This window comes from Luteimonas sp. TWI596 (assembly GCF_039674105.1).
Lineage (GTDB): Bacteria > Pseudomonadota > Gammaproteobacteria > Xanthomonadales > Xanthomonadaceae > Luteimonas.
Genome location: NZ_JBDJMU010000005.1, coordinates 160402 through 174915, shown reverse-complemented (window position 1 = coordinate 174915; position 14514 = coordinate 160402). Strand labels below are relative to the sequence as shown.

Below are 14514 nucleotides of genomic sequence, written 5' to 3'. Positions count from 1 at the left end.
CTCGCTGCCGCGCTCGACGACGATCCGCTAGGCACGTCGATCTTGTGCGGCCAGCGCGGCCTCGACCAGCGGCTGCGCCCAGCCTGGCGTCGCGCGCAAGACGCCGAAATCGTCGGGCGCCGGATGCACCAAGCGCCCGGCCACCATCTCCAGCACGCGCCGCGGATCGGGCACGGCACGGCCGCGGGCGACCTCGACGCTGTTGTCGTAGACCTGCAGGTGCGCCAGGTGTGGCATCAGCACGATCAGGTTCTCGCGCGAGCGGTGCCAGCGCGCACGGATGTCGGCTTCGGGAATATCGTGACCGCCGGCAGCGACGCGAGCACGTACGCGGGCGATGTGCTGGTCGACCGACGACAGGCCGCAGAACCACATCAGCACGTCGTGCGTGCGCGCGGCCTGGGCGATCTTCGCCGGCACGGTGTTGCCGCCCAGCGTGGTTTCGAAGGCGTGGTCCCGGCCAGCGGCAACGGCCGCGTCGAGCCGCCGCATGCCTTCCTGCCACGCCTCGGCATTGGCTTCGCGCTGGCTGCAGCGGGTGGCGGCAGCGAGGGCGCGCGCGAACTCGTCGGGATTGAACCAGCTCAGGCCGGCGTCGATGAGCAGGTGGCCGCCGATCGAACTCTTGCCGGCGCCGTTGACGCCCGCGAGCACGAACAGCACCGGCCGCCGCATGACGGCGCCCTCGTCGACCGCTGCACTGCGCTTCGCGCCGCGCGTGCGTTCAGGCTCGCCGGGCCTGCCCGCGGCGGCGGCCCCACGCCTGGGCGTATCACCGCGCATCCGGCGCGTGCGCCGCCCGCCCGGCCGCCCGCGCAGGCTCAATGCGAGGCGCCGGCCTTGACCTTGCCGCGCAGCGTAGCCGGCCGCGCCATGATCGCGCGCAGCCGGTCACCGGCATCGGCGCTCTCCAGCGACGCCAGCCTGGCGTCGAACTTCGCCTGCAGGTCCTCGAGCGCCGAACGTTGCGGCGCCGCGGCCGCCTCCAGCGCGCGCAGGATCGCGTCGTAGGTCTCGGCCGACAGGATCACCGCTTCGGGCGTGTTGTGGTGGGTCACCACGACCTGGCCGTCGCGAGCGACCGACTTCATGACCCCGCGCCAGCCCAGCTTCTTGACATCGGACGCCGGCGTGCGCGGCAGCGCGTCGAGTGCATCGAACTTGGGGGCAACGGACATGGGAACGGCCTCACGATGGACGTGAGGCCAATATACCCATTTTTCCCTTTTGCGGCTGTGAACCCGGCGCGGCGGCAGAACCTGTTCAAGGTCCGTCGCGAGCGCCGCCAAATGGCGCGTGGCGGAGCGCAGGAAGCGCAGCGTACGTGCAGGTACGTGAGCATTCCGAGCACCGCACGCGCGCCATTTGGCAAGCGCAGCAGGACCTTGGACAGGTTCTCAGAGGATGTAACGGCTCAGGTCCTGATCCTGCACCAGCTCACCCAGGTGCGCATCGACGTAGGCGCGGTCGATCGTCACCGTGCCGCCCTTGTCGGGGGCCTCGAAGCTCAGCGTGTCGAGCAGGCGTTCGAGCACGGTGTGCAGGCGCCGCGCGCCGATGTTCTCCTGCCGCTCATTCACGTGCGCGGCGATCTCGGCCAGCCGCTCGACCGCGTCGTCGGCAAACGCCAGCTCCACGCCTTCGGTCCGCAGCAGCGCCACGTACTGGCGCGTCAGCGCCGCCTTGGGCTCGGTGAGGATGCGCACGAAGTCGTCCTTGGTCAGCGCGGTGAGCTCCACCCGGATCGGGAAGCGGCCCTGCATCTCGGGAATCAGGTCGCTGGGCTTGGCGAGATGGAACGCGCCCGAGGCGATGAACAGGATGTGGTCGGTCTTCACCGAGCCGTACTTGGTGCTGACCGTGCTGCCCTCGACCAGCGGCAGCAGATCGCGCTGCACGCCTTCGCGACTGACGTCGCCGCCGGTGGTGCCGGCCTCGCTGCGCTTGGCGACCTTGTCGATCTCGTCGATGAACACGATGCCGTGCTGCTCGCAGGCCTCGATCGCGGCCTCGCGCACGTCATCCTCGTTGACGAGCTTGCCGGCTTCCTCCTCGATCAGCTGCGGGCGCGCGGCGCGGATCGTCAGCTTGCGCTTCTGGGTCTTGCCGCCGCCCAGGTTGGCGAACATCTGCCGCAGTTGCTGGCCCATTTCTTCCATGCCCGGTGGGGTCATGATGTCCATGCCCTGACCGGCGCTGAGTTCGAGTTCGATCTCGCGCTCGTCGAGTTCGCCGGCACGCAACTGGCGACGCAGCTTCTGCCGGGTCTCGGATTCCTTCGACGACGGCTCGGCGCCGATGTCGACCGTGGCCTGCTGCGCGCCGAAGCCGAACGGCTGCGACGGCGTCTCGCGCCGCGGCAGCAGCGCGTCGAGGATCCGGTCCTCGGCGCGGTCCTCGGCCTGCGTGCGCACGCGCACCTTGGCCTGCTCGCGGTAGAGCTTGACTGCGGTGTCGGCGAGGTCGCGGATGATCTGCTCGACGTCCTTGCCGACGTAGCCGACCTCGGTGAAACGCGTAGCCTCGACCTTGACGAACGGCGCATTGGCCAGCGTCGCCAGCCGACGCGCGATCTCGGTCTTGCCGACGCCGGTCGGACCGATCATCAGGATGTTCTTGGGCATGACCTCGTTGCGCAGTTCATCGGGCAACTGCGCCCGGCGCCAGCGGTTGCGCAGCGCGATCGCGACCGCGCGCTTGGCCGCATTCTGGCCGACGATGTGGCGGTCGAGTTCCTGCACGATCTCGCGCGGGGTCATGGTGGACGAGCTGGAATTGGGCATGGGGAAATTCGGGCTTCGTAAGAGCGGAGGGGCGCGCGACTGGCGGATCGACGGGCAGGATCGGCTGGCCGAATCCCGAGCCCCGGATCCCCAATCCCGCCTTCAGAGTTCTTCGACGACGACGTTCCGATTCGTGTAGATGCAGATGTCGCCGGCGATGTGCAACGCCTCGGTGGCGATGGTGCGGGCGTCGAGGTCGGTATGGGCCAGCAGCGCACGCGCGGCCGACAGCGCATAGGAGCCGCCCGAGCCGATCGCGACGATGCCGTCCTCGGGCTCGATGATGTCGCCGTTGCCGCTGATGATCAGCGAGGTGTCCTTGTCGGCCACCGCCAGCAGCGCCTCGAGCTTTCCGTAGCGCCGGTCGGTGCGCCAGTCCTTGACCAGCTCGACTGCGGCACGCACCAATTGCCCGCCATGCTGCTGCAGCTTGGCCTCGAACAGTTCGAACAACGTGAACGCATCGGCCGCCGCACCGGCGAAACCGGCGAGCACGCTGCCGTCGCCGAGCCGGCGCACCTTGCGGGCATTGCCCTTCATCACGGTGTGGCCGAGCGTGACCTGACCATCGCCGGCGACGACGACCTTGCCGCCCTTGCGGATCGAGACGATCGTCGTGGCGTGGAAGACATTGGGATTCTGGCTGGGGTCCATGCGGCCTCCGTGGATCGAACCCCATCAGTGGGGCGTCCACGCGCCCCATTCAACCCACGCACCCACGGCTGGTCATCGCGAGACATCCCCGAGCACATTTCGGGGCCGCGCAGCCCCGTTGGCGCGCGACGCGCGATGCCGCGCCCTTTGTCCTGGATCAAGGCGCGCGGCCGATCGACACGCAATGCTGGCAACCGGTCCCGACAAGACACAGGCATGGCCAAACCGTTTCCGCTGCACCCCAAACACCCCGAGCGCATCTGCTGGGGCTGCGACACGTACTGCGCGGCCGATGCCCTGGCCTGCGGCAACGGCGCCGGGCGCACCCAGCACCCGATCGAGAACGACGGCGAGGACTGGTACCTCGCCTGGGGCATCGAGCCCGAACCCGATCGCCCGAAGCACGCGAAGTGCTGACGCGACGACCGTCTCGTCGATGGACCTCCGCGGCCTCGGGTTCCAGGGCCGGTCTTCCGCGCGCAACGCCTGCGCGTCAGCCGTCCTCGCCAGCGGCGCCGCGCTTGCGCCGCGCGCGCGGATGCGCGGCGTCGTAGACCTTGGCCAGGTGCTGGAAGTCGAGGTGGGTGTAGATCTGGGTGGTGGCGATGTCGGCGTGGCCGAGCAGTTCCTGCACGCCGCGCAGGTCGCCCGAGGATTCGAGCACGTGGCTGGCGAACGAGTGCCGCAGCAGGTGGGGGTGCACGCGCTTGAACAGGCCCTGGCGCTGGGCGAGCAGCCGCAACCGCATCTGCACCGCGCGCGCGGTGATCGGGCCGCCACCGCGGCCGGGAAAGACCGGCGCGTCGGCGCCGGCGCCGCTCTCGGCGCGCCACGCGCGCAGCGCCACGATCGCATGCGAGCCGACCGGCACGCTGCGCTGACGGCTGCCCTTGCCCAACACCGTGACCAGCCCGCCGTCGAGATCGAGGTCATGCCAGCGCAGCGCGACCAATTCGGCCAGGCGCAGGCCCGACGAATAGAACAGCTCGAGCAGCGCGCGGTCGCGCAGGCCCAGAGGCGCGTCGGTCGGCACCTCGACCAGTTGCGTCGCCTCGTCGACATCGAGCACCTGCGGCAGCTTGCGCGGCGCCTTGGGGCCGCGCACGCCGGCAGCGGGATTGGCGACGACGTGGCCGTGCCGCAGCAGCCAACGATAGAAACTGCGGCACGCCGATAGCCGTCGCTGCAGGCTTTTGGCCGACAGGCCGCCACGATGGCCGGCAGCGACGAAGGCGCGGATGTCGTCGGCCTGCAAGGCGCGCAGGTCAGCGTTTCCGCTGTCCTCGGCCCACGCGGCCAGCGCGGTGAGGTCGCGGCGGTAGGCGTCGAGCGTGTGCGCCGACATGCGCCGCTCGACCTGCAGATGCGCCAGGAACGCCTCGACGTCGGCCGACATCGCCACGCTCAGCCGGCGTAGCGCTTCATCGCCGCCGCGAACGCCTCGCCCATCATGTGCAGGAACAGCGTGCCCATGCCCGGATAGAACCGGTTGGGGTCGCGGCTGCCCACGGCGACCAGGCCGACGCCTTCGATCGGCAGCAGGGCGCTCGAATGCACTTCGTCCACCCGCGGCCCGTACAGCAGCGACTGCTTGTCGGGATGCAGGCGGCCGCACAGCGGCGCCTCGTCCTTGAGGCAGTCGACGAAGGGCTGCAGGCGGCGGTCGTCGCGCGCGACGATCTGCAGCCAGTCCTCGTCGAGCCCGGCGACCGGCGCGAACAGCACCAGGCGGACCAGGTCGCCGTTGAAATCCTCGGCCAGCGTGGCGGCCAGCGCGCGCACCGTCGAGGCCGCGTCGGGCTGGCGCATCAGCGCCAGCGTCAGCTGGTGGGTGCGCACCGCCAGGCGTTCGTTCTCCTGCGAGATCGCATACAGCTCGCGCAGGCGCTTGGACAGCTCGCGGTTCTTGTCGCGCAACACTTCGAGCTGGTAGCTGGCCAGCGACGCCGCCGGGCCGTCGTCGCGCGGCACGACCAGCGTCAGCGCCAGATCCGGAAACTGCTGCAGGAACTTGGGCTGCCGACGCAGCCAGGCGGCCACTTCGTGCGCGCCAAGTGTCTCGGTGGTCTCGCTCATGCGCTCCACTCCCCTTCAAATACAAATGCGGCCGGGCCGGCCATCGTCAGCGTGGCTGCATCCTCGGGCCAGGCAATGCGCAGCGTGCCGCCGGGCAACGATACGTCGGCGCAGCGCGCGATGCGACCGCGCCGCGCCAGCACCGCGACCGCCGCGCAGGCGCCGCTGCCGCAGGCGCGGGTTTCCCCAACGCCACGCTCGAACACGCGCAACGCGATCTTGTCCGCGGCCAACACCTGCGCAAACCCGACGTTGACCGATTCGGGAAACCAGGGCGAGGCCTGCAAGGCCGCACCGATGCGCGCCACCGGCGCGGCCTGAAGGTCGTCGACCTCGATCACCGCATGCGGATTGCCCATCGACACCGCCCCGAAGGCCACCGACGTGCCGTCGTCGAGCACGCCCGTGTACAACGGCGCGGCGTTGAAGCTGGCCAGCGGTACGTCGTCGGGCGCGAACGCCGGTACGCCCATCGCAATACGGAAGTGCGTGCCCTCGCGATCGACCGCATGCAGGCCAGCGGGGCTTTCGAGCACGAAACCGTTCGTGCCCGCCACACCGTCGCGCACCAGCCAGGCAGCGACGCAGCGCGCGCCGTTGCCGCACTGCTGCGACGACGAACCATCGGCATTCCAGATGCGATAGCGCGCCACCGCCCCGGCCGCATGCGGCGCCTCGATGGTCAGAATCTGGTCGCAACCGACGCCGAGGTGCCGGTCGGCGAGCGCGCGACACTGCTCGGCATCGGGCGGCGGCGTGCCGTCGCGCAGGTCGAGCACGACAAAATCGTTGCCGGCGCCGTGCATCTTCGAAAAGCGCAGCGGCGGGGAAGACGCGGCCATCAACACCGGGCCCTCGAAGCGACGGGCCTGCGCCCGGTCACGGCGTCCCGGTCGCGGGCGGCACGTCCAGGATCACCGGCACCGCGGGCGCGGGGCGGTCCTGCGCCGGGTTAGCGTCGTCCGCGTCCTCCTGCACTGCGTCGGTGCCGGCGTCGCGCTGCGCGCGCGTCGGCACCGAGGACTTGATCAGGAAGCGGCCGGCGTCCTCCGGCGGCACCTGGGAGGGCATCAGCAGGTCGGCCTTGTTGCCGCAGGCGGCCAGCAACAGGGCGGTCAGCACGATCGGAAGACGGTTGCTCATCGGCGAAGTGTACAGGCGCCGCGGCCGCCGGTCCGCCCGAATACGCGGCGGCGGGCGCCACGGATGCGCGTGTTCATGGACGCAGTAGGGTCGGCCCCAGATTGTCCGGCCCAGCACCCGCCGCCCACACTGCGAGGGTCACGCGCCACAGGACCGCACGATGGGCATTCTCGAAGGGCTGGGCAGCGCCGCCTCGCAGGTGGGCGGTGCGTTCAAGGGGGCCGGCGAGGTGCTCTGGGAGACCGGCGAGGGCGTGGCGACACTGGGCGCGAACGCGTTGAAGACCGGCTATGACCTCGGCCCGGCAGGCTGGCTGGCCGACGGCGCGTCGGCGCTCTACACGCAGGCGACCGGCGACACGCTCGATGTCCCCGACTGGCTGCCCTCGGCCGAACGCGGCGGCGAGCGCATGGAGGCCGCGGCCGACCTGGTCTCCACGATCGCGCGCAATCCGGGCCTGTTGGTCGATGCGGTCGTCGACCCGATCGTCGACGACTGGCAGGCCGGGCGCTACGGCGAGGCGATCGGCCGCGGCGCCGCCGAGCTGGTGCTCACGGTCGCCGGCACCAAGGGCGTCGACAAGGCCGCCAAGGGCGCCAAGGCGGCCGACGCCGCCGGCGATATCGCCGATGCCGCGCGCGCGGCCGAGCACGCGCAGGACCTGGGGGATGGCGGACGCGTCGCCGCGCGCGGCGACGACGCCGCCGATCTGGCCGAGATCCTCGCCCGCGCCGACACCGGCCGCACCGTCGGCGGGCGGCCGCTGCTGCAGTTCGACACGATGGACGACTTCAATGTCGCCGCGAACGCCGCACGTCCCGATACGGTCTACGCGTTCGGCGACTACCGCTGGAGCACCGACGAGGCCGGCCGTGTGGTCAAGGCCGAAGGCAGCGTGTCGCTCGAACCCGCCGGCCGCAACGATCCCGGCCTGCAGCGGCAGATCGGACACGAGGGCTATCCCACCGACGTCGGCTTCCACCTGATCGCCGACTCATTCGCCGGCCCGACCAACCGGCTCAACGTCGTGCCCGGCAACGGCAAGCCGTTGCCCGACGGCACCAAGAACCTCAACACCGGCGCCTACGGCCACCAGTTCGAGGGCCAGATCCGCGCACTCAAGCAGGAGAATCCGGAGCTCGACGTGCAGATCCGCGTCGAGCCCTACTACGACGCCGGCAACACGACATCGCGGCCCGACGGCTTCGTCGCCGCCTACCGGCAGGAAGGCGGGAAGTGGGTGGAGTTCGATTTCGATAACATCCACTGATCCCCGAGTCCCGCCCGGAATCCCATGCTCGACGCCATCACCATCCAGCAAGCCCAGGAACGGGTCGTGCGCGAAGTCGCCGCCTGCGTCACCGATATGATGGAAGGCGAATGGGGCGCACGCGAGTGGAAGCGCATCGGCCTGCATGCCGAAATCGACACCGAAGGCGGCCGCAGGATCAGCTCGCAGACCTCCGCGATCGCGGCCATCCCCGCGCAGCCACTCGAAGACGTGGACTTCCGCCTCTCGCGAGCAGCCAAGGAGGCGCTGGTGGCGTTGCGCGAGACCATGCGCGAGGAGCGCGGCGCGTGGTCGAGCGTGCTGCTGACGATCGAGCCGACCGGCCGGTTCTCGTTCGATTTTTCCTACGAGCCGCCGCGGCGACTGGCCGGCGACCTGCTCTACTCGCCGCTCGACGGGTTCCTGGACCGCTACAAGGCCGAGACCGGCGCGCGCTGAGTGCACTGTCGCAGCGCGCACCTGCGCATCATGCCGCCGGCGGTTCGGGCCGCAACCACAGCCAGGTGCCGACGACGGCCATGCAGCCGATCGGCAGCGCGCTCATCCACCAGCGGTGGGCCGGGATCGCCAGTACGAGCGCCACCAGAATCGCCGAGCAAGCCAGCATGGCCACCGTCGCCAACCACTTCGCGCGGCGGCTGACCGCGCCATGCGCCTGCCAGTCGCGGATCGACGGCCCGAAGCGCGGGTGCGCAAGCAGCCAGCGATGCAGGCGCTCGGACCCACGCGAGGCGGCCCAGGCGGCGATCAGGATGAACACCGTGGTCGGCAGGCCCGGCACGAAGATGCCCAGGATGCCGAGGCCCAGGCTGGCGTAGGCCAGCAGCCACCAGGCCCAGCGAAAGCGCGTGCGACGATGCATGCGCGCATTCTATGCACGGCCAGCGCCGCATCGCGTGTCCTCGGGCGCCGTGCGGCCGGCGTCCAGCGTCACTCTGCTACGCCGCGATTGCCGCGCTGCCGGCCACGCTCGACAATGCCGCCATGGATATCTTCAAGGTCTTCTCCGTCGAGGCGGCGCATCGCCTGCCCAACGTGCCGCCTGGGCACAAATGCGCGCGGCTGCACGGCCACTCGTTCCAGATCGAGATCCACGTCTCCGGCGAGCCGGGCGAGCACTCGGGGTGGATCATGGACTTCGGCGACCTCAAGGCCGCGTTCGCACCGCTCTACGCCCAGCTCGACCATCACTACCTCAACGAGATCCCGGGGCTCGAGAACCCGACCAGCGAGCGGCTGGCGATCTGGATCTGGGAACGGCTCAAGCCGACCCTGCCGGCGTTGAGCGCGATCGTGATCCGCGAGACCTGCACCTCGGGCTGTCGCTACACCGGTCCCTGAGGCGGGCACCCGCTGGCACCCGGCGATCACGGCGGACGCGCGCGAGCCGCCCCCGCAATCCGCCTGAGCAGCCTGCTTGAGCAGCGCGCGCAAACCGTTGATCCATCTACAAAACTGAACACACGGCGACCGTTCGTCGGCTCGATGTTGCAATGCAGCATAGGCGCGCTATGCTGCATTGCACAAACCCGGCAGCCGCCGGCCCACGCAGGTAACCGCCATGTCCTACCAGTTCAACGAGCAGTTCACCGCCGCGTCGCGCCAGTTCGCCGATGCCGCGGCCCAGATCAACCGCCTGACCCTCGAGAATGTCGAGAAGGCCTTCGGCGTCCACTTCACCACCCTTGGCGAGAACGCCAACGCTACGTTCGCGTTCGTCAACGAAGCGATCGAGGTCCGCGATCTCGACGGCATGAAGGCGCTGTGGCCCAAGGGCGCGCAGATCGCTCGTGAGAACGTCGAGCGCCTGGTCAGCGCAGGCCAGGACGTCATCGGCCGCACTGTGAAGACCCACGAAGCGATCGCGGAACTCGCCAAGGCGCAGCTCGAATCGGCCACCGCCGACGTCCGCGCGCAGGCCGAGACCGCCGCCAAGGCCGCCGCGGGCAAGCCCACCGCCAAGCGTTGACCGCATGCGGGCCCACGGCCCGCACGCCACCGAACACTCGGGCGATCCCTCCCTCGCCCGGGCCGACCCGGCAGCTCGCGCTGCCGGGTTTTTTATGCAAGCGAGGCCCGCGATGGCAGCGACCAGTCGACCGGCCGCTCGCCGCGACGCTGCAGGTAGTCGTTGGTGGCCGAGAAATGACCGCAGCCGAGGAACCCTCGATGCGCCGACAGTGGCGAAGGATGGGTGCTGCGCAGCACCCGGTGGCGGCGCGTGTCGACCAGCTTGCCCTTGGCCTGCGCGTAGCTGCCCCACAGCAGGAACACCAGGCCCTCGCGCTCGCGGTTGAGGGTGTCGACGACGTGGTCGGTGAACCCCTCCCAGCCCTTGCCCTGGTGCGAGCCGGCCCGGCCTTCCTCGACCGTCAGCACCGCATTGAGCAGCAGCACGCCCTGGCGCGCCCAAGGCATCAACCAGCCGTGGTCGGGCCTGGGCAGGCCGAGGTCGCGGGTGATCTCCTTGAACATGTTGTCCAGCGACGGCGGGATGCGCACGTCCGGACGCACCGAAAACGACAGGCCATGGGCCTGGCCGGGTCCGTGATAGGGATCCTGCCCGAGGATGACCACCTTGACCGCGTCGAACGGGGTCGCGTCGAACGCGGCGAAGATGTCCGGGCCCGGTGGATGGATCCGCGCGCCCTCGGCGCGGCGGGCGCGCAGGAAGGCCGACAACGCCTGCATATCGTCGCGGAGCAGCCAGTCGCCGACGCGTGCCTTCCACGAGGGCTCGAGCTTGATCCGGGAGGCGGTCTCGGCCGCAGGCGTCGTCGTTTGCGAATCAAGCATGGTCCGGACGCGTCTGGCGCAGGAAGTGGCCGGTGACGATGCCCCCGCCGAGCCAGCCCAGTGCGGTCGAGCCGCCCAGCACCGCCAGCACGCCGAGCGGCCCGAAGCCGCGCAGCGCGAACGTGGCGCCGTAGCTGGCCGCGACCTCGGCCAGCGGCGCGCGCAACGCGGCCGCCGCCGCGCCCAGCAGCGCCAGTGCAACCGCGCCCGAGGCCAGCCCATACCAGGCGCCCAGATAGAGGAATGGCCGCCGGATGAAGCCGTCGGTCGCGCCCAGCAGCTGCAGCACGCCCAGTTCCTCGCGCCGCGATTGGATGTCCAACCGCACGGTGTTGCCCACGACCAGCAACGCGCCCAGCCCGAGCAGCGCGGCCAGGACCCAGACCACGCGCCCGCCGAAGCGCAGCCAGCCGTCCAGACGCTGGCGCCACTGCGCGTCGTGCTGCACCAGTTCGGCCTCGGGCAGTTTCCGCAGCGCATCGGCCAGCAGCATCTCGTCGCCCGACGGCGTCAGGATCAGCACGTGCGGCAACGGGTTCTCATCGAGGACATCGATCGCCGGTCCGAATTCGCCGCGCTCGCGCAATTCGGCCAGGCCCTCATCGGGCGTACGGTGCACCACGCTGCCGACGTCGCCGCGGGCGCGCAGCTCGCCGGCGAGCGCGACGGCGCGCTCGGCATCGACATCGCGCTGCAGGAACACACTGATCTCGCGCGAGGCGTCGATGCTGCCGCCGAGCCGGCCGACGTTGTCGAGCACCAGCCACAGACCGAGCGGCAGGGCCAGCGCGATCGCCATCACGCCGATGGTCAGCGCGGTCGACCAGGGCTTGCGGAAGATGCGGCCCAGGCTGGCGACGACGCTGTAGACATGGTGGTCGACCCAGGTGCCGACCGGGGATGCGCCGGTGCGGGCCGGTTGGTTGCGGGGCGCCTCAGGCATCGGCGAGATCCTCGGGCGAGATGTCGTCGACCAGGGTGCCGTGATCGAGCACGAGCGTGCGCTTCTTCATGCGCTTGACCAGGCCCAGGTCGTGGCTGGCGATCAGTACGCTGGTGCCGCGCTCGGGCAGTTCGGCGAACAGCGCCATGATCTCGGCCGACAACGTCGGGTCGAGGTTGCCGGTGGGCTCGTCGGCGACCAGAAGCCGCGGCTCGCCGACGATCGCACGCGCGATGCCGACCCGCTGCTGCTCACCGGCCGACAGCTGCGTGGGCAGCGCGCGCTCGCGATTGCCCAGACCCAGCCGCTCGAGCGCGCTGCGCACCCGCTTGCCGATCTCGGCGCGGCGCTGGCCGCGCAGGATCAGCGGCAAGGCGATGTTGTCGAACACGCTGCGGTCCGACAGCAGCCGATGGTCCTGGAACACCACGCCCACATCGCGGCGATGCAGTGCCACGCCGCGCCCGCGCACCTTCAGCAGGTTGCGCTCGGCGAACACCACCGCGCCGCGGCTGGGCCGCTCGGCCAAATGGATCAGCTTGAGCAGCGTGCTCTTGCCCGCGCCCGAGTGGCCGGTGACGAACAGCAGTTCGCCCGCCGACACGGCGAAATTGACGTCCGACAGCGCCACATGGCCGCCGGCGTACTGCTTGCTCACGTTATCGAATCGCAGAACGCTCATGTGCGGGATTATTGCAGGGAACGCGTGCAGGGCGCTGTCACTGGATTGGCGCGATGCATGGCACCTTCCCCCGTCTCCGGGGGAAGGATGGGATGGGGGCGATTGCACGGTCGAGCCGCTCGGGCCGCGCTGTCGCCATCGGAATGTTCGCCCCCACCAACCCTCCCCCGCGCGCGAGGGAGGGCTTGTCGCGCTGTTCGGACCGGACGGTCCCCTTGCCCCCCCTCCCGCGCGGGGGAGGGCTCAAGCACAAGACACTGCGCCTCGTCCGGAATCCACAGAACGAAAAAGCCCCGCTGGAGCGGGGCTTCTTGATACCTGCGACCTCGCACTGGATCAGCGCGAATCGCCACCGGAGACCAGACGACGCAGCCCACGCCCGATGCGGCTGAGCAGCGACGGCGCCTTCTCGGCCGCGGTCGCTGCCGGGCGCAGGGTCGGACGCACTTCGCGCGGTCCCTTGCCGCCGTTGCCGCGCGGCTTGGACTCGGTCGACTTCGTCTCGCCGGTCTGCGGCGCCGTGGCTTCGGCCCCCTCGATTTTCTTGCCGCCACGACGGCGACGGCGCTTGCGCGGCGGCCGCGACTCGTCCGGCATCGCCTGCGCGACGGCGCCGGCGGCATCGACGACCGGCTTGGACGGCGCGGCGGCCGCATCGACCGTCGTCGCGTCCGGCCGCGGGGCGCGCGGCTTGCGCGGACCGCGCTCGCCACGGCCTTCGCCACCGCCCGCACGCGGCCCCCGCGGACCCGGCGCACCGCGCCCGCCCCCCGGACCACCACGTCCACCGCCGCGCTTGGCGTCCTCGGCGGCGCGCGCCTCACGCACCTCGCGGAAGATCTCGCCGACGCTCTCGCCCTCGGCGGCATCGACTTCGATGCCTTCGCGCGGCTTGCGCGGCAGCGGGGTCAGCAGTTCCTGGGTGACCGGCTCGGACGGGATCTTCTGCTCGATGTACGCCTCGATGTCCGGCAGCGAGGTCGCATAGCGCTCGCAGGCGAAGCTGATCGCATCGCCCTCGGCGCCCAGGCGCGCGGTGCGCCCGATGCGATGCACGTAGTCCTCGGCGTCGAACGGCAGGTCGTAGTTGAAGACGTGGCTGACGCCGTCGATGTGCAGGCCGCGGGCGGCGACGTCGGTCGCCACCAGCAGCTCGAGCTGGCCGGCCTGGAACTTCTTGAGCAGCGACTCGCGCTTCTTCTGCGGCACGTCGCCCGACAGCACGCCGACGCGGTAGCCGGCCTTCTCCAGCGCGCGCGCGACACGCTCGACGAACGCCTTGGTGTTGACGAACACCATCGTGCGCGCGCCTTCGCTGCGCGACAGCAGGCCGATCAGCAGCGGCAGCTTTTCGTCGTCGGCCGGGTAGTACATGCGCTGGCGCACGCGCGCGGCGGTGATCGACTCGGTTTCCACGACGAGCTTCTCGGGCTCATTCATGTGCTCGTAGGCGAGCTCGAGCACGCGGTGGCTCAGCGTCGCCGAGAACAGCAGGGTCTGGCGCTCGGTGCGCACCGGCATGCGGCGCAGCAGGAAGCGGATGTCCTTGATGAAGCCCAGGTCGAACATCCGGTCGGCCTCGTCGAGCACGCACATCTCGCAGGCGTGCAGGCTGACGACCTTGTGCTGCTTGACGTAGTCGATCAGCCGGCCGGGGGTCGCGATGATGACGTCGGCGCCCTCCTGCAGGATCTGGCGCTGCTTGTCGTAGTCGACGCCGCCGTAGACCAGCGCGAACTTCAGGCCCAGCTCGCTGCCGAACTTGACCGCGTCCTTGTGGATCTGGATCGCCAGTTCGCGGGTCGGCGCCAGGATCAGCGCGCGCGGGTCCTCGGGCTTGCGGTCGGCCAGCGCCGGGCGGGTCAGCAGGCGATTGATCACCGCGACCAGGAACGCCAGGGTCTTGCCCGTGCCGGTCTGGGCCTGGCCGGCAACGTCGCGGCCATTGAGCGCCAGCGGCAGCGTCAGCGCCTGGATCGGGGTACAGCGGGTGAAGCCCGCGCCTTCCAGACCGGCCTGCAGGGCCGGATGCAGCTCGAAGGACGCGAAGGTGAGGTCGGTAAGGGGTTTGTCGCTCATGCGTAGGTCTGTATCCGGGCGTCGCCGGCAGAGGGCGCCGCGTGCTTGCGTGGGCGGCATCCGCAAC

The 14514-nt window shown here is 70.4% G+C and carries 18 protein-coding genes; 5 read left to right on the top strand and 13 right to left on the bottom strand.

The genetic code is table 11. From position 1 onward, the window contains the following. Positions 1–27: 27 nt before the first annotated feature. The 4 genes from ABE487_RS06035 to hslV form a co-directional block, all read right to left on the bottom strand. Positions 28–675, bottom strand: a complete 648-nt coding sequence (locus ABE487_RS06035) for an AAA family ATPase (protein ID WP_346451776.1) — start codon at positions 673–675, stop codon at positions 28–30. A gap of 146 nt (positions 676–821) precedes the next feature. After that, positions 822–1178 (bottom strand): type II toxin-antitoxin system prevent-host-death family antitoxin, encoded by a 357-nt coding sequence (locus tag ABE487_RS06030; protein ID WP_346442761.1) that lies wholly within the window; start codon positions 1176–1178, stop codon positions 822–824. 219 nt (positions 1179–1397) lie between these two features. Beyond that, the gene (gene hslU, locus ABE487_RS06025) at positions 1398–2783 is read right to left on the bottom strand and encodes an ATP-dependent protease ATPase subunit HslU (RefSeq protein WP_346451774.1); all 1386 of its coding nucleotides are present in this window, start codon (positions 2781–2783) and stop codon (positions 1398–1400) included. 102 nt (positions 2784–2885) lie between these two features. Continuing rightward, positions 2886–3437: an ATP-dependent protease subunit HslV gene (gene hslV, locus ABE487_RS06020; protein ID WP_047135539.1), complete on the bottom strand. Its 552-nt coding sequence runs from the start codon at positions 3435–3437 to the stop codon at positions 2886–2888. A gap of 216 nt (positions 3438–3653) precedes the next feature. Here hslV and ABE487_RS06015 point away from each other — a divergent pair, with 216 nt between their 5' ends. Then, on the top strand, positions 3654–3854 hold the full coding sequence (locus ABE487_RS06015; RefSeq protein WP_346451772.1) for a DUF3079 domain-containing protein: 201 nt from the start codon (positions 3654–3656) through the stop codon (positions 3852–3854). Between the two features lie 76 nt (positions 3855–3930). Here ABE487_RS06015 and xerC read toward each other — a convergent pair whose 3' ends face one another. The 4 genes from xerC to ABE487_RS05995 are packed head-to-tail and all read right to left on the bottom strand — an operon-like array spanning position 3931 to position 6656. Then, positions 3931–4833 (bottom strand): tyrosine recombinase XerC, encoded by a 903-nt coding sequence (gene xerC / locus ABE487_RS06010; RefSeq protein WP_346442757.1) that lies wholly within the window; start codon positions 4831–4833, stop codon positions 3931–3933. Between the two features lie 8 nt (positions 4834–4841). Further along, positions 4842–5513, bottom strand: coding sequence for a DUF484 family protein (locus ABE487_RS06005; RefSeq protein ID WP_346442755.1), 672 nt, complete (start codon positions 5511–5513; stop codon positions 4842–4844). Next, positions 5510–6355 (bottom strand): diaminopimelate epimerase, encoded by an 846-nt coding sequence (gene dapF, locus ABE487_RS06000; protein ID WP_346447055.1) that lies wholly within the window; start codon positions 6353–6355, stop codon positions 5510–5512. The genes ABE487_RS06005 and dapF overlap by 4 nt, the downstream gene beginning before the upstream one ends. Positions 6356–6392: 37 nt before the next feature. Beyond that, positions 6393–6656 carry a hypothetical protein gene (locus tag ABE487_RS05995; protein ID WP_346451770.1) on the bottom strand — a complete coding sequence of 88 codons (264 nt, stop codon included), beginning with the start codon at positions 6654–6656 and terminating at the stop codon, positions 6393–6395. A 160-nt stretch (positions 6657–6816) separates the two neighbouring features. On the opposite strand from ABE487_RS05995, the gene ABE487_RS05990 reads away from it, so the two are divergent. Then, positions 6817–7926: a DNA/RNA non-specific endonuclease gene (locus ABE487_RS05990; protein WP_346447056.1), complete on the top strand. Its 1110-nt coding sequence runs from the start codon at positions 6817–6819 to the stop codon at positions 7924–7926. Between the two features lie 24 nt (positions 7927–7950). Then, positions 7951–8385: a hypothetical protein gene (locus ABE487_RS05985; protein WP_346447058.1), complete on the top strand. Its 435-nt coding sequence runs from the start codon at positions 7951–7953 to the stop codon at positions 8383–8385. A 28-nt stretch (positions 8386–8413) separates the two neighbouring features. Here ABE487_RS05985 and ABE487_RS05980 read toward each other — a convergent pair whose 3' ends face one another. Next, positions 8414–8809 carry a YbaN family protein gene (locus ABE487_RS05980; RefSeq protein WP_346442746.1) on the bottom strand — a complete coding sequence of 132 codons (396 nt, stop codon included), beginning with the start codon at positions 8807–8809 and terminating at the stop codon, positions 8414–8416. 122 nt (positions 8810–8931) lie between these two features. Between ABE487_RS05980 and queD the strand changes: the two genes are divergently transcribed. Both queD and ABE487_RS05970 read left to right on the top strand, forming a co-directional pair. Beyond that, the gene (gene queD, locus ABE487_RS05975) at positions 8932–9288 is read left to right on the top strand and encodes a 6-carboxytetrahydropterin synthase QueD (RefSeq protein WP_346442745.1); all 357 of its coding nucleotides are present in this window, start codon (positions 8932–8934) and stop codon (positions 9286–9288) included. Positions 9289–9508: 220 nt separating this feature from the next. Continuing rightward, positions 9509–9916 (top strand): phasin family protein, encoded by a 408-nt coding sequence (locus ABE487_RS05970; protein WP_346442743.1) that lies wholly within the window; start codon positions 9509–9511, stop codon positions 9914–9916. Positions 9917–10008: 92 nt separating this feature from the next. On the opposite strand, the gene ung is transcribed toward ABE487_RS05970, so the two are convergent. The 4 genes from ung to rhlB form a co-directional block, all read right to left on the bottom strand. After that, positions 10009–10743, bottom strand: coding sequence for a uracil-DNA glycosylase (ung, locus tag ABE487_RS05965; protein ID WP_346451768.1), 735 nt, complete (start codon positions 10741–10743; stop codon positions 10009–10011). Next, entirely contained in the window at positions 10736–11686 is a 951-nt protein-coding gene (gene ftsX / locus ABE487_RS05960) for a permease-like cell division protein FtsX (protein WP_346451766.1), read from the bottom strand. Before ftsX ends, ung begins: the two co-directional genes overlap by 8 nt. Next, positions 11679–12368 carry a cell division ATP-binding protein FtsE gene (gene ftsE, locus ABE487_RS05955; protein ID WP_346442739.1) on the bottom strand — a complete coding sequence of 230 codons (690 nt, stop codon included), beginning with the start codon at positions 12366–12368 and terminating at the stop codon, positions 11679–11681. The genes ftsX and ftsE overlap by 8 nt, the downstream gene beginning before the upstream one ends. A gap of 336 nt (positions 12369–12704) precedes the next feature. After that, complete coding sequence (gene rhlB / locus ABE487_RS05950; RefSeq protein WP_346442737.1) at positions 12705–14447, bottom strand: ATP-dependent RNA helicase RhlB; 1743 nt, start codon at positions 14445–14447, stop codon at positions 12705–12707. Between the last annotated feature and the right edge of the window lie 67 nt (positions 14448–14514).